The following is a 21,361-nucleotide window of genomic DNA, read 5'->3' as shown; positions in this document are numbered from 1 at the left end:
CAACGGTCCTTACTGCGGCAGCACTTCCACAGTCACGGCGTACGTGGCGCGGCGCGCCTTGGCTTCCTTGATCGTCGTCTTGTTGTCGCGCGTCTCGGCTTCCATCCAGTACATGCCCGGGGCCGGGTACTTGACGCTGAACTTGCCGTCGGCGTCGGTGGTGGCCTCGATCTCGTTCAGGCGGTCGCGATAGCGGATGCCGCCCGGCACCACCGACACCTTCTGGTTGGCGGCCGGCTTGCCGTCGAGCAGCAGGCGGAAGCTGGCGGTCTCGCCGGCGATCAGGTCGTTCGGGTGCGTGATCGGTGCCAGCTCCATGCCCTTGCCTTGCGGCGCCAGCACCTGGCGCGTGGGACGGCCGTTGGTGACGTAGGCTTCGACGCGGCCTGCGATCTCGTTGACCTGCAGGTCCTGCGCGCCAGCCGGCACGTTCTGCGCAAACGCATCGGCGGCACCGCGCCAGCGCTTGGTCTGGCCGTTTTCCTTCCAGCTTGCGAACACGCCCTGGTTCACCACGGCCACGCGATAGGTGCCGGGCTGGGTCAGGTGCAGGTCGAACGTGCTGCGGTACTTGCCGGTGGCGGCGTTCTCGGCCTGCACGGCGGTCTTGCCGTCGGGCGCGGTCACGGCCAGGTTATCCAGCCGCATCGGCACGTGCTCGAAGTAGAACAGGTCGTTGGACACCGCGGCGTCCACGGTCACCCAGGCGTCCTTCTCCGACAGCACCGTGGCCGACGGCAGCAGCCACTGGCGGTGCGCGTGCGCGGCCAGCGGCGCCAAGGCCGCCAGCGCCAGCACGGCGAGGCGGGTGGACAGACGGAAAGAGGTACGGGCAGGCTTGGTCATCGTCAGGCTCCGGGCTTCGGTTCGGATCAGGGTTTTGCCTCGACGGTCACGCCGCCGAGTTCGTGTTCGCCTTTGGCAGTCGCGGTCTGGGCCGACTTGGCCGGCCACGTGAACGGCACGCGCACCAGTTCGCGGCCGCCCACTTCACGCGCGGCTTCCACCACCAGCTGGTACTCGCCGGCCGGCAGCTTCGCGAACGGCGCCTTGCCTTCCTTGAAGGTCAGCGCATGCTCGCCCGGTGCGCGCGTGGCACCCGACACGCCATCGGCCGGCATCTGCAGGTCGCGGCCGGCCTTGCGCCACCACTGGCGCATGTCCTTGAGCCACTTCGTGCCTTCGCCTTCCTTGTTCTTCGCGTCGTACCAGACCGCCAGCGTCTGCACCGGGGTCTGGTCGGCGCGCTCGATCCACATCGCCACATACGGGCGATGGTATTCAGCCACGTTAAGGCGGGGAATCTCGACCTTGACGTTCAGGTCGGCGGCCATGGCGGGCGTCAGCGGCGCGGCGGCAAGGCCGGTCAAGGTGACGGTCAGGAGTCGGCGCATTGTCAGAACTACCTTCTAGATGGAGTGGATGAGCGGATGATCAGTGGATGTACAGGATCGCCAGCAGCAACGGAATCACGAGTCCCGCGCCCACCAGCGGCCATGTGGCCATGCGGCCCGACGCATGCAGCTTCAGCAGGAACAGCCCGGTTACGCTGAAGACCAGGCAAGCAAACGCGAAGACGTCGAGGAACAGGCTCCAGGCGCGGCCCGTGTTGCGGCCCTTGTGCAAGTCGTTCAGGTAAGAGACGGCGCCGCGCGAGGTGGATTCGTATTGCACCTCGCCAGAGTCGAGCGCCACGCTGACCCAGGCATCGCCGCCCGGGCGCGGCAGGCCCACATAGATTTCATCGGCCGACCATTCGGCTTCGCGCCCCGCCGCGTCGACGCCAAGCGCGCGGTCCAGCCATTCGGCCAGCGCCGGCGGTACGGCGCCCTTCTGGTTCTTCGTCTCGGCACCGGCCGGCATGGCGCGGCGCAGTGCGCCGATCACGTCGCGCGGCGCGGTCTCGCTGCGCGTGACCACACTGGGCCGGGCCTCGATCTGGCCGGCGTGATTGAGTGTGAAACCGGTGATGGCGAACATCAGCATCCCGATCAGGCAGATCGCGGAACTGATCCAGTGCCACTGGTGAAGATGCTTGAGCCAGAAGGCACGGCGCTGCTGGCCGGAAACTGGCGCGGTGTCGGTCATTCGGGTGCGGTAACGATGCGCGGGGTGCGCCAGACGGCGCGTCATCCCGCCGCGAAAGCGGGCGCCGGCATCACAATGCCAGCGCGGACCGACGGATGATAATTGTTCTCATTTGGTGCGGCAACCCAACACGTGCATTGCGCCCGGTTGTTTTGGTTACGGTTGATTACGCGCGCACCCTGCCGGCGCGCCCATGTCGGGCGCGCCACGTCATGAATCAACCGTTCGCAGCCAGCGCCGAGTCCGGCTCACGGCGGAAGCTGATCGCCAGGCGGTTGAACGCGTTCATCAGGCCGATGGCCATTGTCAGGTCAGCCAGTTCCTTTTCGCTGAAGACCTTCGCGGCCGCGTCGAAATCGGCGTCGGGCACATGAGTGTCCGCCACGCGGGTCACGGACTCGGCCCAGCGCAGCGCGGCCTTCTCGCGGTCGCTGAACATGGCGCCCGCCTCGTGCCAGGCCTGTACCAGCGCCAGCTTCTGCGGCGATACGTCCTTCTTGATCAGGTCACGCGTGTGCATGTCCAGGCAATAGGCGCAGCCGTTGATCTGGCTGATGCGCAGGTAGACCAGTTCGACAAGCGTGTCTTCCAGGCCCGATTGCAGGATGTAGCCATACACGCCGCCCAGTGCCTTCACGCCGCCCGGCGACGCCTTGGTGTAGTCCAGTCTCATTTCAGTGCTCCTTGGGTTTTACTTGTCGTAGACCGTCAGGTCCTTGGGGTCAGTGTCGGTGTCGACGACAAACACGGCCAGCAGCTTGGCCGGCTTAGTCTTGCTGGCATTGCGGCTGACACCATGCCGGGAACCTGGGTCTTCGTAAAACGATTCGCCGGCCTTGTAGACGCGCTCCGCCCCGTCGTTCACCTTGCTGGCAATACTGCCAGACACCACGTAGGCATAGATGAACGCCGACTTGGCGTGCAGGTGGGGCTTCGACGCGCCGCCAGGCGCATAGTCCACTTCCACGGCAATGAGCGACTTTCCGGGAATGTTCGGAATCGCCTGCGCGAAGTTGGGCTTGACGCTCTCGCCAGCCGAGTGGCCGGCCGTGCCGTGCGCCGCCGCCGTGCCTGCCACGGCCAGGCCGAGCGCCGCAACGACGGAAACAAGAAGGTGTCTTGGTTTCATGATGCATCTCCGGTTTGGATGGATAGAATCATGGACGCTCCGTGGTGCAAGACAAAGAACCAAGAATCGCAAATATCGCTGTACCAGAGACCATGACCGCCCCATTCGATCTCCAACTGGACCGCAGGTCCGCCACATCACTTTCCGAGCAGATCAGGCTTGGCATTGCCGGCGCCATCGAGAAACAGGTACTGGTGCCCGGCGCCCGGCTGCCGTCGTGGGTCGATCTGGCCACCCAGCTTGGCGTGGCGCGGGGCACCGTCAAGGCGGCCTATGAACGGCTGGTGGATGCGCAACTGCTGGTGTCTTCACGCGCCGACGGCACGCGGGTGGCCGACCACACCGCCCGGGCCCGCCCCGGCACCGGTCCGGCACGATCCATCGCATCTGACCTGCAATCGGCGCTGTATCAGCACTTCCTGCCCGGCCCGGCCGTGTTCCAGATGGGCGTGCCGGCGTCCGACTGCTTTCCCGATACGTTGTTCGCACGCCTGCGCTCACGCGCGGTGCGCGAGGAAATCGAAGCGCCCGCGTCGTATCCGGACCCGCGTGGCGAACACGTGCTGCGCCGCGAGATTGCCGCCCACCTGGCACTGGCCCGCGGCATCGAATGCCAGCCCTCGCAGATCTTCATCGCCGCTGGATTCACGGGCGCGCTGGGCGTGGCATTGCGTGTGATCCAGGCACCGGGGCGCACGGCATGGGTCGAGAACCCGGGATTCCTGCCCAGCCGTACGGCGGCGGCGCTCAGCCAGTTCACGACCGTGCCCGTACCAGTCGACGAGGAAGGCATGGACATCGGCTATGGCGAACGCCACGCACCCGACGCCGCGCTGGCCCTGGTCACGGCCGGACAGCAGGCGCCGCTGGGGCCCACGCTGTCGCTGGCGCGCCGCGTGCAGTTGCTCGACTGGGCCGACCGGGCCGATGCGTGGATCATCGAAGACGACTACCTGGGTGAACTGCAGCTCAAGCGCCGCGCTGCACCGGCGCTGGCGTCGCAGGACCGCGCCGGTCGCGTGATCCATATCGGATCGTTCAGCAAGACCATCAGCCCGACGCTGCGGCTTGGCTTTGTGATGGTGCCCCCCGGTCTGGTGGCTCGCTTCGAGGAAGTGGTGGCGTGCCTGGGATCGGCGCCCGGGCCAGCCGTGCAGGCCGCTACCGCCGAGTTCATGCGCGACGGCCATTACCTGCGCCACCTGCGGCGCATGAAACGCGTCTATACCCAGCGCAGCCAGACACTGCTCGACGCGCTGGCGGCGCGGCAATTCCATGCCTATGCGGCGGGGCTGGCCGTGATCGTGCAGTTGCCCGATGGCGCGGACGACAAGCGCATCGCCCGTGAAGCCTATGCCTATGGTCTGGCACCCGCGCCACTGTCACCGATGTACTGTTCCCCCGCCACGCAGCGCTCGGGGATGCTGCTGGGGGTGGCCACGGCCATCGAACGGCAGGTGCCCAATGCGTGCGACCGGCTGCAGCAACTGATCCGCAAGTTCGGTTGAGGTCTCCCCAGGCGATTGCCGTATGGCGCGGCAGTCAGGGAAGGCCAGCGCAAAACGTATCGGCAAGTATCGGGCGCGGCGCACGATACTTGCCGATACGTAGCCATACAAAATTCGCAACGATGCGCGGCGCGCCTATGCTCAGATTCGGGACCCATCCCGAAGCGAAGAAGGTCACATCATGCGCCGTACCCTGAAGTTCCTGCCCGTTGCCGCCGTGGCCATCGCCACCGCTGCCCTCTTCAACACGCCCGCATCGGCGCAACAGGCGCAGGCCACGCAGGATGCAATCCGCCCGCCGGCAGTGCTGCCGCTCAACAACGAGGCAGCCGCCAGGCTGGTGCCGTACGCGCCGCTGGCCGAACCGTTGGCGCGGGGCGTGGTCATCGTGCAGTTTCGTACCGAGAATTTTCGGGTGATGCCGGTGTTCGGCAAGACCGCTTCCGAAGTGTCGCCGCGCATCGGGCACCTTCACGTCACGGTCGATGACGCGCCCGGCACGTGGGCGCATACCAGCGAGGACCCGATCATCGTGGTGGGGCTGAAGCCGGGCGCGCACAAGCTGCGGCTGGAACTGGCCGATCCCACGCACAAGATCCTGGCCACCGAGATCGTGCCGGTCACGGTGCCCGACGTGAAGGCGGCGGCACCGGCTCCACATCAGCACTGAGCGACGCTGCCGTCGCCACCGTCGTCAAGCTTCGGCGGGTGCTTCCAGGTCGCGCAGGCACAGGCTCATCAGGCCCAACCGACCCGGCACGCCGAGCTTGCGGAATACGTTGCGCACATGCGATTGCGTCGTCGCGGCGCTCTGGCCTAATCGGTCGGCGATCTGGGTTTCGGATGCCGTGGTCAGCAGCAGCACCAGCACGTCGCGCTCCATCGGGTCCAGCGCGTCGAGCAGCGTCGACGCCAGCAAGTGCTCGCATGCCGGTTGCCGCAGCGCCGTGACGTCGCGCGCAAAGCCCATCCGCAACTGGTGCGTGTCGAGCCAGTTCGCCTGCCACGACAGGTAGATCGCGCGGCCATCGCGATGCTGGTAGCGGTTCTCGAATCCCGTACGGTGCTGGCCCGACAGCACCTGCGCGGCCTCCCGGATCGTGCGGTCACGATCGCCAGGCATCACCAGTTCAATGATCGGTTGTCCGATGACATCGGACTGTGCAAATCCCAGCGTCTCGGCACAACGTCCATTGACGTATCGAATCACGCCTCCGCGGTCGACCAGGAATACCGTGTCCCGCGCGCCGTTCGCAAGGGTGAGGATCGCGTCTTCCGTTGCTCGGTCCATCCGCTACTTCTCCATTCGCTTCGTCAGGAAGCGCAGTGCTGCGCCAGATTCGACGTTTCTGGAGATACTGCCACACACAGATACGATCCGGGCAGATGTAATGATGAGAAAGCGACGGCCTCTCCACTATTCCCGTATTGGTATCAATCCTCAGTCAAGTTTCCGTTGCCGCTCGCCGTTAGCGCCGCTGGTAGAGGACGTCCCCCAAGCGTCCCGTCGATCAACGAAGCGAAACGGAGGAGTGGGATGTTGCAAGACCTGAGTTTGAGAAGGAAGCTCATGCTGCCATTGGTGCTGAGCTGGGTGTGCCTGCTGGCCATCACGCTGTGGAACGTCTGGCAGATGCGCGACCAGCGGCTGCAAGACCGCAAGGTGGCGCTGCAGCAGGTGACCGAGACCGCTAATTCAGTGGTTGCCGAATACGAGGCCATGGCCCGTGCCGGCAAGATCAGCACCGAGGAAGCGCAGAAGCAGGCCATTGATCGGGTGCGCGCGATGCGCTTTGGCGCCGACGGCTACTTCACCATCATGCGTTCGGATACGGTCGTGCTGATGCATGCCATCAAGGCCGAACTGAACGGCAAGAACATGTCCGACACCAAGGACGCCAACGGCGTCTACCTGTTCCGCGACATCGCGCAGATCGGCAAGACCACCGGCCACGGCTTCATCGAATACCTGTGGCCCAAGCCCGGCGCAGACGCCCCGCAGCCCAAGCTCAGCTACACGATGAACTTCAAGCCGTGGGACTGGAACTACATCGCCGGCCTGTACCTGGACGACATCCAGGCCGAATTCCGCACCGCGCTCTGGAAGGCGCTGGGCTGGCTGGTTGCCGTGGGCGCGCTGATGAGCGTGGTGATGGTGCGCATCTCGATCAGCCTGCAGAAGCAGCTGGGCGGCGAACCCGCGCTGACGTCCCGGATCGCCGCGCGCATCGCCGAGGGCGACCTGGGCACCCACGTGGAAACCGCGCCGAACGACCGTGACAGCGTGCTCTACAACATGCAGCAGATGCAGACCAAGCTGACCGGTGCCATCAGCCAGATTCGCGGCTCGGCCGATTCGATTGCCGGTGCCGCGCGCCAGATCGCGGCTGGTAACGTCGACCTGTCGCGCCGCAGCGAGGAACAGGCCGCATCGCTGGAGGAAACCGCCGCCAGCATGGAGGAACTGACCAGCACCGTGCGCCAGAGCGCCGATAACGCGCGCCAGGCCGCGCACCTTGCCGAAGGCGCGTCGGACATCGCCGTGCGCGGCGGCGAGATCGTGCACAAGGTGGTGGAGACGATGGGCGAGATCAAGCTCGCGTCCGGCAAGGTGGTGGACATCATCGGCGTGATCGAAGGCATCGCGTTCCAGACCAACATCCTGGCGCTGAACGCTGCCGTGGAAGCGGCCCGCGCCGGCGAGCAGGGCCGTGGCTTTGCCGTGGTGGCTGGTGAAGTGCGCAGCCTGGCGCAGCGCTCCGCCACGGCGGCCAAGGAGATCAAGGCACTGATCGACAATTCGGCCCAACGTGTGGACGACGGCGCCACGCTGGTGGAAGGTGCGGGCAAGGCGATGGAGGAAATCGTCAATGCCGTGAAGCGCGTGACCGACCTGATGGGCGAGATGCGCGCAGCCACCGAGGAACAGACCGGCGGCATCGAGCAGGTCAATCAGGCGGTATCGCAGATGGACCAGATGGCCCAGCAGAACGCCGCACTGGTGGAAGAAGCCACGGCGGCCGCCGCGTCGCTGGAAGACCAGGCGGATGCGTTGCATCGGGCGGTGGGGCAGTTCAGGCTCGCTGGGGCTTTGTAAGCACCAAATCGCTGCCTGGTTTGCTCCCCTCTCCCACTGCGCGGGAGAGGGGAGCAAACCACGGCATATGTTGCCCTGCCGCCTTAACCCAGTCTTAACATCTCATCGGCAAAAACGTGAATCACCGCCGATGAACCCTCCCAATGTTACGTAACCCGTAACGCCGCCAAACATCCTCCCGACCGTCCCATGCGGCTTTCAGGCCGATAGTCACCATGGAACGGAACTTGCCGCATAGTCGATTCCAAACCAAGAAATACATTTAGGGGGAGCGTCACCATGAGGGCTGCTGTCGTGGAGTCCCGGCCGTTGATCGGCCTGGGTATTCAGCAGGTGCTACATCGTATCGGCGACATCGACGATTGCCGTGCGATGACACCGCGTTTGGCACGCGGCACCTCGCTGGCGGGCATCGACCTGCTGATCGTGGGAGAACTGTTGCATGGCTACGATGCAGCGATGCTGCAACTGCTTGGCACAGCCTCGGCGGTCCGTGGCGTGCTGTACCTGAGCGCTGGAGGCATCGTGCAATGGATGCCGCCGCGCGAGATCGCACCGTTGCTGTCCTGGCTGCCCGAGAACGCGACGCTCGAAGCCATCGAGCAAACGCTGCGCAAGATGATTGCCGCACTCCGCAGCGGATGCTGCTCCGGTTCGCCGATGGAACGAGCGGCGCTACGCATTGCAGACGATCCGAAATGGATGGACTGCGACGCAATGACGACGGCGGTGCCGATTGCCGTGCCGCGCACGATCGGCCTGACGTTGCCCGACTGCGTCAGCGAGGCGCGGCAACTCAGCCTGACGCAGCGGCAGTACGACGTGCTGGTGCTGCTGTCGATGGGCTTGTCGATCAAGCTGATCAGCCGGCGCCTGCATATCTCGATCCCCACGGTGAAGAGCCATACGCTGCAGGTCTACCGCAGGCTGTCCGCGCGCAACAAGACCGAGGCAGTCTTCATGGCGCGCGAAAAAGGCGCGATGCTGGCCGGCACCTCGGCTGCGGCCGAAGCCGCCTGACCTGTCGCCTGCCCTGCAGTACGCAAGCGGGCCGCGGGGCAGACTTCGGTTCGGCTATCGCACATTGCCTCGCAAACCCGGGGCTGACCCTGACTCCGGTTTCCGAATCCCTCACGGATAATCCGCGAGACTGGGCCATGCCCGGCCATAGAGCCTCGGGGCGCAGCCACCGGGTGCGGAAGAACATCAGTGAAGGAGATGTAGTGCGTATCAAGCGTCAAGCCACGCGCGTTGCGTGCGGGATGGCCGTTGCCATCGCCACCGTTTTTGCCGGCCAGGCAGCCATTGCGGCCGATGCCTGGCCCACCAAGCCAATCAAGGTCATCGTGCCCTACACGCCGGGCGGGTCCACCGACACCGTGTCGCGCGTGGTCTTCGAGAAGGTGGCGCAAAGCCTGGGCCAGCCGATCATCATCGAGAACAAGCCCGGCGCCAACAGCACGCTGGGCGTGGGCGTGGCGGCACGTTCGACCCCCGACGGCTACACCTTCGTGTCGGTGCTGGCCGCGTACAGCGCCAACATGTCGCTGTATTCCAAGCTCAGTTACAAGCCGTCGGACCTGGTGCCGGTTGCTGAAATGGCGGAGCTGCCGCTGTTCCTGTTCTCTGCGAAGAAGGTGCCGGCCAAGACGGTGGGCGAGCTGGTCGACTACGGCCGCAAGCATCCCGATGCGCTGACGTTTGGTTCCAGCGGCGTTGGCAGCTCGGCGCACCTGACCGGCGAACGGCTGGCCATGGAATCGAAGGTCAAGATGACCCACGTGCCGTACAACGGCAGCGCACCGATCCTGCCCGCGCTGGTATCGGGCGAAGTGTCGGTGGCATTCGATCCGCTGCTGGTGCCGATGCCCCACGTCAAGTCCGGCAAAATCAACGTGCTGGCCGTGGCATCGGCCAAGCGCTGGCCCGGCGAGCCGAATATCCCGACGATGGAAGAGTCCGGCTTTCCGGGCTTCGTGATGAGTTCCTGGACGGGCCTGCTGGCCCCGGCAGGTACGCCGCAACCGGTGATCGACCGCATGGCCAAGGAAATCGCCGCCGCCGCGCGCAGCGCCGACGTGGCGAAGAAGCTCACGGAACTGGGCTTCATCCCCGTGGGCAGCACGCCCGACGAGTTCCGCAAGCTGATCGACCGCGATACCACGCGCTACGCGCAGATCGTGAAGGCGGGGAAGATCACGCTGGATTGAGGGTTCGTTAGCAAACCCTCATGTGCTGACTCCCCTCTCCCGTGCGCGGGAGAGGGGTTGGGGGAGAGGGCCGGAGGCTCTGCTTGCCGATCTGTCGCAATTTGAACCGCTTTGCCCTCTCCCCCGCCTCTCTCCCACCTTGTGGGAGAGAGGCGAACACCTCAGGCATCATCCCCGCTGCCGCCGCTTCCACCCCTCATACAAATCCACCTCCCCCTCCAGCCGCACGGGCACATACTCGATCTTCATCGACTGCTCCGCGAACGGCTTCGCCAGATCCGCATAGATCGCCGCCGTGGACAGCCCGAATGGTTCGCCATCGTCGTTCGAATAGGCGTACGCCACCTCTGTCACGCCGGCCAGGCGCATGGCAGCCATGCACATCGGACACGGATGGCCGCTGGCATACACGGCGCACCCGGCCAGGCTCGGGCTGCCCAACTTGCTGCTGGCCGCGCGGATCGCGTTCAGTTCGGCATGCGATGTCGGGTCGTTGGTCTTGTGGATTTCGTTGACGGCCGTCATCAGGACCTCGCCGTCCCGCACGATCACGGCGCCGAACGGCCGGCCGCCGGCTTCCATGTTGGCTTGCGCCAGGCGAATGGCCTCGCGCAGATACCGTTGTGCATTCGACATGTCTGGTTTCCGGTAAATCGCAAGCGCCGATGATAACCGCAGGCCGCCTGTACTAAGCTGAAAGCGTCGCAGGCCTCTGGAGCACGTGCCATGTCTCGCCTGACTGCCCGCATTCTTCCCCCCGTTGCGGCCATGCTGGCCACGCTGGGTTCCGCCATCGCGGCCGAGCCGCCGTCGAGCGCGCTCGACGTCACCTTCATCCATCCCGAAACCTATCAGGACGCGTCGAAGCACTACGGCTATGGCAGCGACCCCCAGGTGCTCAATTCCATCCGCCAGCACCTGCAGCGGCTTGCGGCACGTGACCTGCCGCCTGGGTACTCGCTGACGATCGAGGTGTTGGACATCGACCTGGCCGGCTATATCGACTGGCGCTACCAGAGCAACGTGCGGGTGATCCGCGACGCCACGTGGCCGCGCATGACACTGCGCTACGTGCTGAAGCACGGCGATGAAACCATCGCCATCAACGAGGAGCGCATCAACAACATGAACTTCAACTGGGGCGTGAACCTGTACGGTTACAGCGATCCGCTCCGCTATGAAAAGGCAATGCTCGACGACTGGTTCGCGCGCGCCATCACCCGACGCGTACAGGGCTGAGCGGTCTGATACGCGTTGCGCCGCCGCATGGCCCGACTAGACTGGAGAGCACACATCAGGGGGAGGCACGCCATGGCCGCATCCACGGATTATCCAGTCAGTCATTCGACACTTGCCTTCGGGCGCATCTATGCCGATGAATCCGGCGAATCACATTTTGGTGCGTTGTCGTTCGAGATGACCGAGCGGAACTTCGCGCCGCCGGCGCCTGCCTTCCGCGTGTCGCGCCTGGATGAGGCAGTGCGGCAGGGATTCCTGGTCTTGCCTACGGGTTGGGTCGGCGACCTGCATCCGGCGCCCATCCGCATGTGGGTCTTCATGCTCGACGGCGAGATGGAATTCGAAGCGTCCGACGGCGAGTGCCGCTCGCTGGTGCCCGGAAACCCCCTGTTGCTGGAGGACACGCGCGGCAAGGGGCATCGGAGCCGGGTGATCGGCGGCAATATCGCCACACTGGCCATCGTGGAAATGCCGGCAACCGAGCGCTGAGCCTGCGGATGCCTGCCGACATCCCACCCCAGAACCAGCCGGGCTCCGCGCCGCCGCCCGTGCTGCCGCAAGCGCCACTACCCGTGCCAGCGCCATCGGTGGTGCCATCCGGCTTCCGTCAGGGCATCATCACCGCGATCACGGTGCTGCTGGGGTTTTCGCTGGCGTTCTGGCGCTTCTGGGGATTCGAGAGTCCCGGCTACTGGAGCGCCAGTTCGCTCGCGGCCGCGCTGTGCCTGATCCTGGCCGTCGCGCTGCAGATCCTTGCGTTGTTTCGCGCGTTGCGGCTGGAAGACGACAGCATTCCCGAGTACCGCAAGACCGTGCGCTGGTTCATTGCCTCGGCCATCGCGCTGTTGATCGGCCTGACCATCGCGATGATGGACGCCGCGCTGGTCGAGCAGGTCGACTAGCAACCACGACGCCCGCATCCACCACGTCCAGCGGCGTTCTAGCGGTGCATCAGCGCCGGCCCGTACGTCTTCACGAAGAACGCCAGCGTGATGCATGACGTGGCCAGCAGCGTACCGGCGCGCACCACGCGCGGCGGCGTCATCCTGCCAAGCAGCGCGCCACCGTAACCACCCAGGACCGCGCCAATCAGCATGGCCAGCGTCTCCGGCCAGCGCACTGCATTGGCGACGATGAACGCGATCACGGCCACGGCATTGGCCGCACTGACCATCAGCGTGCGCGGCGCGTTGAGGTTCTTGATATCGCGGCTGTCCAGCAGACCCCACATGGCGATCATCATGATGCCGACTGCGCCGCCGAAATAGCCACCGTACACGCCCAGCCCGAACTGCACGGCCAGCACCGCATGCGCGTGGATGCGCCAGCGCCGGCGCAGCGCCTCGCCCAGCTGGCGCCCGAACGCCAGCGCCACGCATGCGATCAGCAGCAGCCAGGGCAGCACGAACGTGAACGCCGCCGACGACGTGCGCAACAGCAGCAGCGCCCCGGCGAAGCCGCCGCACAGCGTGGCCACCATCAGCGCGCGCAGCGGCACCGAACCGACCGGACCCAGCCCGTCGCGATAGGCCCAGGCGCTGGCCAGGCCACCCGGAAACAGCGCGACCGTGCTCGATGTGTTCGCCTGAACCGGTGGCACACCGGCCGCAATCATCGCGGGTAGGCTGACGAACGAGCCGCCGCCGGCCAGCGCATTCATCGCGCCGGCCACAAATCCCGCGCCAAAAACCAGAAGTATGGGGTCCATGGAGCGAATGCTAGCCATCGCCCGCCGCCTCCGCAATCTGGCATTTCCGGTGCTAGACTTCGGCCAAACCGAAAGCAGGGGACAACTGGCGTGCGCTTCGACCTGACCGATATGCGGCTCTTCCTGAGCGTCGTGGAATGCGGCAGCCTGACCCAGGGTGCGCGGTCGATGCATCTGGCCGTGGCCTCCGTCAGCGAGCGCATCGCCGGGATGGAAGCCGTGCTGGGCGCACCGTTGCTGGAACGCAACCGGCGCGGGGTCACGCCCACGGCGGCCGGCGAGGCGCTGGTACGCCATGCCCGCTCGATCCTGGGCCAGGTCGAGCAGATGCGCGGCGAATTGCGCGGCTTTGCCACCGGCCTCAAGGGCCGCATCCGGCTGTTGTCGAACACGGCGGCGCTGGCGTCGTTCCTGCCGCCGCATCTGTGCCGCTTTCTCGCCGACCATCCCGACCTGTCGGTGGACCTGGGCGAACGGCCCAGCCCCGAGATCGTCCAGGCCCTGGTCGAGGGTCGCGCGGAACTGGGCATCGTGGCGGACTTCACCGATTTCGCGAACCTGCAGACCCACCGCATCGCACAAGACCAGCTCGTGGTGGTGGCCAGCCGCCGCCACCGCATCGCCGCGCAAGCCACGGTCGCGTTTGCCGACATCGTCGGCGAGCCCATCGTCGGCATGGCGGACACGGCGCTGGAGGCCCACCTTGCCGAGCGCGCCTCGCGGCTTGGCCACCAGCTTCACTATCGCGTCCAGTTGCGCAGCACCGAACAGGTGGCGATGCTGGTGGACGCCGGCATCGGCATCTCTATCGTGTCCAACGCGCTGGCGCGTTCGATGCCGGGAGGACTGGCCATCCTGCCGCTGTCCGAGCCATGGGCCACGCGGCGCCTGTACCTGTGCGCACGCGATTTTGGCGCGCTGACGCCGCATGCCGGCCTGCTGGCACGGCAACTGACCAGCGGTGCCCCGGTCGGGGCTGCGGTCGATCCCTCAAGTCCGGACGCCGGAAAGCCGTAAAATCCACCGTCATCGTTTGGAAGCATTCCCCCATGAAGAAGCTATTCCTGCTGGCCATCGCGTGCCTGGCATCGGCTGCAAACGCCCAGTCCGCCGTTGGTGGCATTGCGGCACCCCTCGGGCTGGAGCTCGGCAAGACCCCATGCGCGCGCCTGGCGCCCGGGCCCAATCGCGAGAAGACCGGCAAGACGCCGTGGGCCGGCGGCGACGCGTTCGAGCTGAAGCGCCTGGAGCGCTTCAACCTGCCCGGGCTGTCCCGTGCGGTGGTGAACTGCGACGCCCAGGACATCGTCACGCTCGTGACCTTGACCTTCGACCGCACCGCGCTGGACGACGTGAGCCACAAGCTCGACGCCCGCTACGAATCGAAGCGCAAGACCGATGCCGGCGCCCAGAACGCCTATGCCGAATGGGCGGCCGCCAACGGCACCCTGGAACTGCTCTATGCACGCGACGGCAAGCAGTTCACGGTGGCCTACTGGAGCCGCGGCGCCAAGGCACGCTACTTTGCCTACGGCAGCCGCCAGGAAAAATCCCAGCCGACGGCCACCGCCGCTCCGGCCAAGGTACCCGCGGCGCTCTGAACACGCCGGGCACGTGGTCTTTCACCACGTCGACGGCCAGGGTGTACTCTTCAGCCTGCATCGCGCGCCGCCCTGGCCGCGCCCACGCACACTCCGGGATGCCCGCCGGCATCCCGCCCGACTGGAGCACGCCCCCATGACCTCCAAAGCCTCTTCCCGCAGACAGGCCTTCCGCCAGCAGGTAGCCACGCGAAAGGCACTGCTGATGCCCGGTGCATTCAACGCCATGAGCGCACGCGTGATCGAAGACCTGGGATTCCAGGCCGTCTACCTGACCGGTGCCGGCGTCACGAACATGTCGTTCGGGCTGCCCGACCTTGGCTTCATCGGACTCAGTGACATTGCCGAGCACACGTCGCGTGTGCGCGATGCCGTGGACCTGCCGCTGCTGGTGGATGCCGATACCGGCTTTGGCAACGCGCTGAACGTGCATCATGCGGTGCGCACGCTGGAGCGGGCCGGCGCCGATGCCATCCAGCTCGAAGACCAGGTCATGCCCAAGAAGTGCGGGCACTTTGCCGGCAAGCATGTGGTCAGCACCGGCGAGATGGTGGCCAAGATCCGCGCCGCCACCGATGCGCGCGATGATCCCAATTTCCTGATCGTGGCCCGTACCGACGCAGCCGCCGTGCATGGCATCGACGACGCCATCGAGCGCGGCCACCGCTTTGCCGAAGCCGGCGCCGACATCCTGTTCCTCGAAGCCATCGAGGATGCCAAGGACATCGAACGGCTGCCGGGGCTGTTCAACACGCCGCTGCTGATCAATATCGTCATTGGCGGCAAGACGCCGGTGCAGGGCCGCGACGCGCTGGAGCGCCTGGGCTACGGACTGGTGCTCTACGCCAACGCGGCGCTGCAAGGCGCGGTACGCGGCATGCAGCAGGCGCTGGACATGCTGCAGACCAAAGGCCAGATGACCGAAGACCCCGCCATCGTCGCACCATTCGGCGAACGCCAGCGACTGGTCAGGAAGCCGCTGTACGACGAACTGGACGGACGCTACAAGAGCGACGACTGAGCGAACGAACCTGGCGCACCAACCTGCGCAACTAACCTGGCGAGCGGGAGGCGGACATGAACACGGCACTGATCGTTCTGGACCTGATCAATGATATCGTCCACGCCGAAGGCAAGCTGGCCGGCGGCGGCACCGCGGCGCAGGCGGCTGCGCGCAACCTGGTGACCGCCAACAACGCGGTCATCGCCCATGCGCGCGCCAGCGGCTGGCCGGTCATCTTCGTCAAGGTCGGGTTCTCCGGCAACCATGCCGAGCATCCGAAGGACTCGCCGTTCTTCGGCAAGGCGCGCGGGGCCGGTGCACTGGTGCTGGACGGCTGGGGCACGGCGTTCGTGGATGGACTCGACGTGCAGCCCACCGACAGCGTGGTAACCAAGCATCGCATCGGCGCCTTCTATGGCACCGCGCTGGAACCCATCCTGCGCACGCACCACGTGGAGCGAGTGGTGCTGACCGGCGTCAGTACCACGTGGGCCGTGGAATCTACCGCCCGCGACGCGCATGACCGCGACTATCAGGTAGTTGTGGTCGAGGACGCCTGTGCGGCGCGCAGCGAAGACGACCATCGGCAGGCGCTGAAGAACCTCGCCGCCATCGCCACGGTCACGACGGTGGATGCCCTGCCTGGTCTGCGCCAAGGGTAACGGCTGGCCCCCAGGACTCGGTCTGTCCCGACTCGTTGTTTGCACGCACGCTGGCTTGGCGCTCGACGAGCCGCGTCAATGCCGCCACGCTGCCGATCAGCTTGTCGACGTCGGTTCTCAGGTGTGCGATGCTGGTTTCCACGCGCTCCATGCGGATCTCGATCTTCTCCATGCGGACCTCGAAATTGTCCATCCTGGTTTCGCGATGTCCCATGCGGTCTTCCAGCTTGCCCATCCGCAATTCCAACCCATCGATGCGCCCGTCCATTCTGTCGATGCGGCCATCCATCCGATCAAGGCGGACATCCACCCGGTCGAGCCGGCTTACCAGTGGCACGGCTGACGCGATCACCATATCGCGGGCCTGGCCCGTCACGTAGGTCATCGAAGCGATCAGAATGCCAATCGTCGCCGCGCACAGAGTACCGGCCACCTTGAGCTGACTCACGGTCATGGTGGCCTCCCTGCCATATGCGGCGCGTGGCGCGTTCAGGGTCAACATCGACATGGCGTCCTTGTTCGAATCGTTGGAAACATCGTGCCTGCATTCGAACATGGATCACCGCCGGCAGGGGATGCAGCCAGATCAAAAGCCCCGGAGGTATCCAATATTTGAGAATCGGCTCATCCACAGCAGTGCGAGCGAAGCACCGCCCACCAGCACCAGGCTGAGCGCCCATAAGACGTCGAGGTTGAACCAGCTGCGCGCCACGAAGCGCGGCCCCAGGTAGCGCCACGTGAGCCACGCAAGCGCGCCACCCGCCGCCAGCATGGCTGCCGTATGCACGGCCGCCACTCGCAGCGCGGTACCGGCGTTACCGACGGCCAGCACGTTGGCAGCCTGGTGGCCGGCATCGGTCGGTGCGGCGCACAGGCCCAGGTAGATCGGCACCAGCATCAGGCCGGCGCCATGCGCGATGGCAATCGCGAACGACCACACGACCAGCCTCGATGGCGGGATGCGCGCCAACACGCGCGGATGCCGGCGCCATGCCAGCAGTGCCACGCCGTAAGCGGTCACCAGCAAGGCCGCGATCAGGCGGATCTGTGTCTCCCAGGCGGCCAGCGATACCAGCAGGCCGAATGGCAGGATCAGGGCCAGTACCGCCAGTGCGTGGCCAATGCCGAGAAGTCCGAGGGCCGCAGGCAGGCCGCGCGCGTCGCGCGCCAGCATTGCGCCGGACACCGCGAGCGGCCATCCCATTGCGGGGTTGATGCCGTGATAGAGGCCGCTACCCACCACAGCGGCCCACAGCCCGATCTGCTCCCAGCCGTCGCTCAAGCGGTCACCGCGCGCTCTGCCGAGGTATAGCAGAACGAGTCGGTCGAGCAGTCTCCGCCTTCAAGCCGGATCTGGTGCGCGCGATAGCCGTCCGGAAACGTCACGCGGAACCCGGGGTCGAGCGTCAGCCCGCCATCGGCACAAGCGTGCGCCATGACCTGCGCGCCGGGCACGCCGTCGGGATAGAACTGGTCGTCCCAGGTGGAGTACAGCGAATTGGTCCAGTAGACGCGCTGGCCGTCGCGGCTGATCTCCACCATCTGCGGACCGCCGGCGAACGGCGTGCCATCGGGATGCGGCGTGCGGCGCACGATGCCACCGATATGCACCGAGCCGGCCAGCTTTGGCTTGCGCGGATCGCTGACGTCGTACTGGCGCATCTCACCGGTGCCCCAACACGACACGTAGAGAAAGCGGTCATCCAGCGACAGGTCGATGTCGGTCACCAGCGGCGGCACCGCGCCGAAACCCTTCAGCAGCGGTGGCAGGTCGTCCGCGGCGGCGGGCTCGGGCGGAATCGTGGCCGTCTTCTCGATATGGAACTGGCCGCCTTCGCGCCACCATGTCCAGATCGATCCTTCGAGATTGGTAGTGTCAACGACCACACCGACAAACCCGTGCTCGCGCACCGGATCATGTGCCGGCCGCACTTCCAGCGCCATCTGGTGCTGCGCGCCCAGGTCCAGGGTCTGCACATTGCGGCGCGCACGCAGGTCCCAGAAATGAAGCCGATGGCCGTAGCGGTTGCCCAGCAGGTCCTCGGGCACCAGGCCGTTTTCGAACTGCGGCGGCAATGCCCATTCGCTCGACACCATGTAGTCGCGCGGCAGGTTCCACCAGAAGTCATAGTGTTTGTCCTGCGTGCCGCGATCGATCTCCCAGCGGCCCAGCACCTCGAACGTCTGGCAATCGAGGATGAAGATGCCGGGTGGGCCATCGGTGCCGTCGGGACCCGCACCACCCAGCGTGCTGACATAGACGCCTTCCGGCCCGCAATGAATCGTGTGGGGCCGCGAATAGCCGGTCTTGCGGAACACTTCCTCGGGTTCGATGATCTTGTGGATGCGCGCCTTGGTGGGGTCGGGCTTCGTATCGACTATGTAGATGCGCGAACTGCGCATGCCGGGAATGATCAGGTAGCGCCGCTCCAGAAACGCATGCCCGGTCAGCGGCGAGAGCGCGGACGAACAGGCGTTCCAGCCAAAATGATGCAGCTCGTCGCTCTTCTCGGTCATCGGCACCGTATGCACCACGGTGCCGTAGCGCGACGAGTCGGGATTCACATCGATCACTGCCAGGGCATCGGGTTGCGATGCATCGGGGCTCAGCAGCAGCGTGTATGCATGGGTTTCCATCGGCGCCTGCATCGCGAGCCGGGGCGATGCGTGAAACGTCGGATCAGGCCGCAGATTCATGATCAGGTTCTCCTCGGGGCACGCAGTGGCCCGTGAGCCTGACTAGCCTAGGTCGGCATCGGGGGCACGTCAAACGCCGTCCCGACCAGCGTAGTCACGCGTGCGGCACATGCGAACGAAGAAACCCGCATGTCGACAGACGAAACGCGTTCGATTCGATCAGCCCCGTGAGGTCACAAGGGGTTCCTGGCGGGCGGCACTGCCGGCGCAGGCTCCCCTGCCTGATCCTCCTTGGCGGCCTCGGTCGGTGCCGGTTCGCCCGGTTGATCGGCCTGGCCCGGCTGACCGGTCAGGCTCGGCTCGCTGGACTCCTCGGTCCAGCTCGTGTCATCGGTGCCCGGCACCGCGCGACGCTTGTTTTCCATGGCTAACCCCTTCCTCGGTGTGTTGCCGATGCCAGGTCAGGCGCAAACGCCGTGCCCGCGTCACGGAAGGGGGCTGCGCGTCTCTTTTCGGGGGTTACTTGCAGAAGATGGGAGGCATCAATGCGCACGTCTTGCAAAAACTGCCCACCGGCAGGCGGGCTAGCTAACGACGCAGAGAAAATATTGCGAAACGATGGCCCGCGTGGTGGGGCTGGCCGACAGGTCGTCAAGCTGCTCGCGGGGCGTCCACTGCAGGTGCTTGATCTCGTTGCGCGGCTTGGCCGTGGCCGACTTGCCCACCGTGGCGGCAAAGACGTGGTGCACCGTCGTGGCGCCAATGAACTGGAAGGCGTTGACGATCGACTTGGCATCGATGGCGGTTTCCTCGCGCAATTCGCGACGCGCGGCTTCCGCCAGCGACTCCTGCTTGTCCGGGCGCCCACCTGGGAGTGCCCAGCGCACGCCGTCCTTGGACACGAGCAGGACTTCTCCTGCGCGAACGCATACGACTGTGGCTCTGATTTTTGGTTTGATGAATGACATATCGGCCAATGAAACAACTGAAACTTCCCGACACCCGCATCCCGCCCCGGTGCCGGTCCCCTGTCAAGAAGGATCGTCGCGGCGCGGTGTGTCGATGTCCTGTTCGGCATCCACGCTTCCCGAACAGGCGCGTAGTGTCGGACTTTCCCCGCCAGCATGCAATGGATGAAATCGCCAGATGTTGCCCGCGAGCATCACGCACGGGTCGTGCCAGGTGCAGGCGCGCGGCCGGTCATTTTCAAATGTAGTGGCCCAGGGACGAATCGCGCCGCGTACTGGCCTGGCTCCGTTGCGACCAACTGCATGGCCGATGGCATGGTCGTGACACCGCTCCGCCTGTCTGCCAGACACCGGCAGCCGCCGCGCCGGGATGTTGGCCCATACCCACCATAACTCGCGAAATCAGCCCTGCCAGGCGTCACGCGCGGCACAAATACGGCCCGATCTCCACTGGTACGAGTCCTGCGTAATAGCAGAGGAACGCGGCGAAAAATATCTTGCGGCGTTCCGTTGTTTCACCTGCCTCTGGAGTTTTGCCATGTCACGCAGATTTACCGTTTCAACTCTTTCCACCGCCGCCCTTGCCCTCGCACTAGCCGCAGGCGCCGCCCAGGCTTCCGGCCCGCGCGACAGCACGCACGCCGGCGACCGCTATGGCTACAGCTTCCGCATGGATACGCGCGACGTCTATTCCGACGGCGCACGCACCGGCCGATTCGACACGTACAGCGAAGGCTCGCGTGACGTGGCCCCCGCCACGCGCGAAATCAACAATGACCGCTCGCTGGCCGGCATGGACCGGCGCGGCGTATCGGCCGAGCCGTCGCGCACGATCGATGTCTACACCGACGGCACAATGGCCGGCATGGACCGCCGTGGTGTGTCCGCCGAGCCGTCGCGCAAGTTCGACGTCTACACCGACGGTGCCGTGGCCTGAGTCCGGCGCCATGCGGGTCATGCCCATCGCGGCATGGCCCGCTGCCGCTTAAGCTGGCTCGGCCACATAGTGCAATCGGCCACTGTGCCATAGGGCCGCTTTAGGCAATAGACTGAAGGCTACCGCGTGCAGGAAGGCGCGGCTGTACAACCAGCCAATCCCCCAAAGCCAGCGAGCCCAAACCATGTCGATTCCCCACCTGTCTTCCGGCCAGACCGCCAGCGTGCTGCCACTCGGCGCCAACCTCAAGAACACACCCACCACCGCCCTGTTCAAGGCACCCCACATGGAGGTAGCCCGCCTGGTGATGCTGGCCGGCAAGCAGTTGCCGCCGCATGCCGTGGCTGGCCCGATGACCATCCAGTGCATCGAGGGCGAAGTGGAAGTCACGCTCGACCATGGCTCGCAGCGCCTGCGCGCAGGCGACCTGATCTACCTGGCCGGCAACGTACGGCATGACGTGAAGGCACTGACCGATGCATCGGTGCTGCTGACCATCGTGCTGCTCGACGGCCGCTAGATGCGCCGACCATAGAAAAAGGGGCCCTTGCAGGCCCCTTTCCCTTAGGTCAGG

At 65.7% G+C, this 21,361-nt stretch carries 27 protein-coding genes; 14 read left to right on the top strand and 13 right to left on the bottom strand.

The features are described from left to right. Window positions 1-9 precede the first annotated feature (9 nt). The 5 genes from MFF62_RS09970 to MFF62_RS09950 form a co-directional block, all read right to left on the bottom strand. Window positions 10-846 (bottom strand): DUF4198 domain-containing protein, encoded by an 837-nt coding sequence (locus tag MFF62_RS09970; protein WP_238262672.1) that lies wholly within the window; start codon window positions 844-846, stop codon window positions 10-12. 26 nt (window positions 847-872) lie between these two features. Beyond that, complete coding sequence (locus MFF62_RS09965) at window positions 873-1,394, bottom strand: DUF2271 domain-containing protein (protein ID WP_238262670.1); 522 nt, start codon at window positions 1,392-1,394, stop codon at window positions 873-875. 40 nt (window positions 1,395-1,434) lie between these two features. Then, a complete protein-coding gene (locus MFF62_RS09960) occupies window positions 1,435-2,088 on the bottom strand; it encodes a PepSY-associated TM helix domain-containing protein (protein WP_238262668.1) in 654 nt (217 codons plus the stop codon). A 217-nt stretch (window positions 2,089-2,305) separates the two neighbouring features. Further along, a complete protein-coding gene (locus tag MFF62_RS09955; RefSeq protein WP_238262666.1) occupies window positions 2,306-2,761 on the bottom strand; it encodes a carboxymuconolactone decarboxylase family protein in 456 nt (151 codons plus the stop codon). Between the two features lie 18 nt (window positions 2,762-2,779). Continuing rightward, window positions 2,780-3,217: a cupin domain-containing protein gene (locus MFF62_RS09950; protein ID WP_238262664.1), complete on the bottom strand. Its 438-nt coding sequence runs from the start codon at window positions 3,215-3,217 to the stop codon at window positions 2,780-2,782. Between the two features lie 92 nt (window positions 3,218-3,309). Between MFF62_RS09950 and pdxR the strand changes: the two genes are divergently transcribed. Both pdxR and MFF62_RS09940 read left to right on the top strand, forming a co-directional pair. Beyond that, window positions 3,310-4,725 carry a MocR-like pyridoxine biosynthesis transcription factor PdxR gene (pdxR, locus tag MFF62_RS09945; protein WP_238262662.1) on the top strand — a complete coding sequence of 472 codons (1,416 nt, stop codon included), beginning with the start codon at window positions 3,310-3,312 and terminating at the stop codon, window positions 4,723-4,725. A gap of 181 nt (window positions 4,726-4,906) precedes the next feature. Beyond that, window positions 4,907-5,395 (top strand): DUF6130 family protein, encoded by a 489-nt coding sequence (locus MFF62_RS09940; protein ID WP_238262660.1) that lies wholly within the window; start codon window positions 4,907-4,909, stop codon window positions 5,393-5,395. Between the two features lie 24 nt (window positions 5,396-5,419). Here MFF62_RS09940 and MFF62_RS09935 read toward each other — a convergent pair whose 3' ends face one another. Beyond that, entirely contained in the window at window positions 5,420-6,016 is a 597-nt protein-coding gene (locus MFF62_RS09935) for a PAS domain S-box protein (RefSeq protein WP_238262658.1), read from the bottom strand. A 246-nt stretch (window positions 6,017-6,262) separates the two neighbouring features. On the opposite strand from MFF62_RS09935, the gene MFF62_RS09930 reads away from it, so the two are divergent. From MFF62_RS09930 to MFF62_RS09920, 3 genes are all read left to right on the top strand, one after another. Next, window positions 6,263-7,822 (top strand): methyl-accepting chemotaxis protein, encoded by a 1,560-nt coding sequence (locus MFF62_RS09930; protein ID WP_238262656.1) that lies wholly within the window; start codon window positions 6,263-6,265, stop codon window positions 7,820-7,822. Window positions 7,823-8,101: 279 nt separating this feature from the next. Next, window positions 8,102-8,842, top strand: coding sequence for a helix-turn-helix transcriptional regulator (locus MFF62_RS09925; RefSeq protein ID WP_238262654.1), 741 nt, complete (start codon window positions 8,102-8,104; stop codon window positions 8,840-8,842). Window positions 8,843-9,084: 242 nt separating this feature from the next. Continuing rightward, a complete protein-coding gene (locus MFF62_RS09920) occupies window positions 9,085-10,032 on the top strand; it encodes a Bug family tripartite tricarboxylate transporter substrate binding protein (RefSeq protein WP_238263087.1) in 948 nt (315 codons plus the stop codon). A 168-nt stretch (window positions 10,033-10,200) separates the two neighbouring features. Here the strand turns inward: MFF62_RS09920 and MFF62_RS09915 are convergent, their stop codons facing one another. After that, on the bottom strand, window positions 10,201-10,668 hold the full coding sequence (locus tag MFF62_RS09915; protein WP_238262652.1) for a nucleoside deaminase: 468 nt from the start codon (window positions 10,666-10,668) through the stop codon (window positions 10,201-10,203). Between the two features lie 90 nt (window positions 10,669-10,758). On the opposite strand from MFF62_RS09915, the gene MFF62_RS09910 reads away from it, so the two are divergent. From MFF62_RS09910 to MFF62_RS09900, 3 genes are all read left to right on the top strand, one after another. Beyond that, window positions 10,759-11,271, top strand: a complete 513-nt coding sequence (locus MFF62_RS09910) for a DUF3016 domain-containing protein (RefSeq protein WP_238262650.1) — start codon at window positions 10,759-10,761, stop codon at window positions 11,269-11,271. A gap of 72 nt (window positions 11,272-11,343) precedes the next feature. Continuing rightward, window positions 11,344-11,760 (top strand): cupin domain-containing protein, encoded by a 417-nt coding sequence (locus tag MFF62_RS09905; protein ID WP_238262649.1) that lies wholly within the window; start codon window positions 11,344-11,346, stop codon window positions 11,758-11,760. Window positions 11,761-11,768: 8 nt separating this feature from the next. Beyond that, window positions 11,769-12,173 (top strand): hypothetical protein, encoded by a 405-nt coding sequence (locus MFF62_RS09900; protein WP_309295904.1) that lies wholly within the window; start codon window positions 11,769-11,771, stop codon window positions 12,171-12,173. 38 nt (window positions 12,174-12,211) lie between these two features. On the opposite strand, the gene MFF62_RS09895 is transcribed toward MFF62_RS09900, so the two are convergent. Next, the gene (locus MFF62_RS09895) at window positions 12,212-12,979 is read right to left on the bottom strand and encodes a sulfite exporter TauE/SafE family protein (protein WP_238262647.1); all 768 of its coding nucleotides are present in this window, start codon (window positions 12,977-12,979) and stop codon (window positions 12,212-12,214) included. A 90-nt stretch (window positions 12,980-13,069) separates the two neighbouring features. Between MFF62_RS09895 and MFF62_RS09890 the strand changes: the two genes are divergently transcribed. The 4 genes from MFF62_RS09890 to MFF62_RS09875 all read left to right on the top strand — a co-directional run bounded on the left by MFF62_RS09890 (window position 13,070) and on the right by MFF62_RS09875 (window position 16,245). Next, window positions 13,070-13,996, top strand: a complete 927-nt coding sequence (locus MFF62_RS09890; protein ID WP_238262645.1) for a LysR family transcriptional regulator — start codon at window positions 13,070-13,072, stop codon at window positions 13,994-13,996. Window positions 13,997-14,028: 32 nt separating this feature from the next. Continuing rightward, a complete protein-coding gene (locus MFF62_RS09885; RefSeq protein ID WP_238262643.1) occupies window positions 14,029-14,580 on the top strand; it encodes a hypothetical protein in 552 nt (183 codons plus the stop codon). A 136-nt stretch (window positions 14,581-14,716) separates the two neighbouring features. Further along, window positions 14,717-15,601: an isocitrate lyase/PEP mutase family protein gene (locus MFF62_RS09880; RefSeq protein ID WP_238262641.1), complete on the top strand. Its 885-nt coding sequence runs from the start codon at window positions 14,717-14,719 to the stop codon at window positions 15,599-15,601. Between the two features lie 56 nt (window positions 15,602-15,657). Further along, window positions 15,658-16,245, top strand: a complete 588-nt coding sequence (locus MFF62_RS09875) for a cysteine hydrolase family protein (RefSeq protein ID WP_238262639.1) — start codon at window positions 15,658-15,660, stop codon at window positions 16,243-16,245. On the opposite strand, the gene MFF62_RS09870 is transcribed toward MFF62_RS09875, so the two are convergent. The 5 genes from MFF62_RS09870 to MFF62_RS09850 form a co-directional block, all read right to left on the bottom strand. Next, window positions 16,205-16,801, bottom strand: a complete 597-nt coding sequence (locus MFF62_RS09870; protein WP_238262637.1) for a hypothetical protein — start codon at window positions 16,799-16,801, stop codon at window positions 16,205-16,207. The genes MFF62_RS09875 and MFF62_RS09870 overlap by 41 nt on opposite strands. A gap of 30 nt (window positions 16,802-16,831) precedes the next feature. Beyond that, window positions 16,832-17,527, bottom strand: a complete 696-nt coding sequence (locus MFF62_RS09865; RefSeq protein ID WP_238262634.1) for a hypothetical protein — start codon at window positions 17,525-17,527, stop codon at window positions 16,832-16,834. Then, window positions 17,524-18,942, bottom strand: coding sequence for a selenium-binding family protein (locus tag MFF62_RS09860; protein WP_238262632.1), 1,419 nt, complete (start codon window positions 18,940-18,942; stop codon window positions 17,524-17,526). The genes MFF62_RS09865 and MFF62_RS09860 overlap by 4 nt, the downstream gene beginning before the upstream one ends. Window positions 18,943-19,115: 173 nt before the next feature. After that, window positions 19,116-19,307 carry a hypothetical protein gene (locus MFF62_RS09855; RefSeq protein ID WP_238262630.1) on the bottom strand — a complete coding sequence of 64 codons (192 nt, stop codon included), beginning with the start codon at window positions 19,305-19,307 and terminating at the stop codon, window positions 19,116-19,118. 159 nt (window positions 19,308-19,466) lie between these two features. Then, the gene (locus MFF62_RS09850; RefSeq protein WP_283205329.1) at window positions 19,467-19,850 is read right to left on the bottom strand and encodes an NUDIX hydrolase; all 384 of its coding nucleotides are present in this window, start codon (window positions 19,848-19,850) and stop codon (window positions 19,467-19,469) included. Between the two features lie 538 nt (window positions 19,851-20,388). Between MFF62_RS09850 and MFF62_RS09845 the strand changes: the two genes are divergently transcribed. Then, window positions 20,389-20,787 (top strand): hypothetical protein, encoded by a 399-nt coding sequence (locus MFF62_RS09845; RefSeq protein WP_238262626.1) that lies wholly within the window; start codon window positions 20,389-20,391, stop codon window positions 20,785-20,787. A gap of 184 nt (window positions 20,788-20,971) precedes the next feature. Next, complete coding sequence (locus tag MFF62_RS09840; RefSeq protein ID WP_238262624.1) at window positions 20,972-21,307, top strand: cupin domain-containing protein; 336 nt, start codon at window positions 20,972-20,974, stop codon at window positions 21,305-21,307. Window positions 21,308-21,361: the final 54 nt, after the last annotated feature.

Source organism: Cupriavidus pauculus, assembly GCF_022179805.1.
Lineage (GTDB): Bacteria > Pseudomonadota > Gammaproteobacteria > Burkholderiales > Burkholderiaceae > Cupriavidus > Cupriavidus pauculus_E.
Note: the sequence above shows the minus strand (reverse complement) of the source record. Positions and strands in the feature narration are given on the sequence as shown.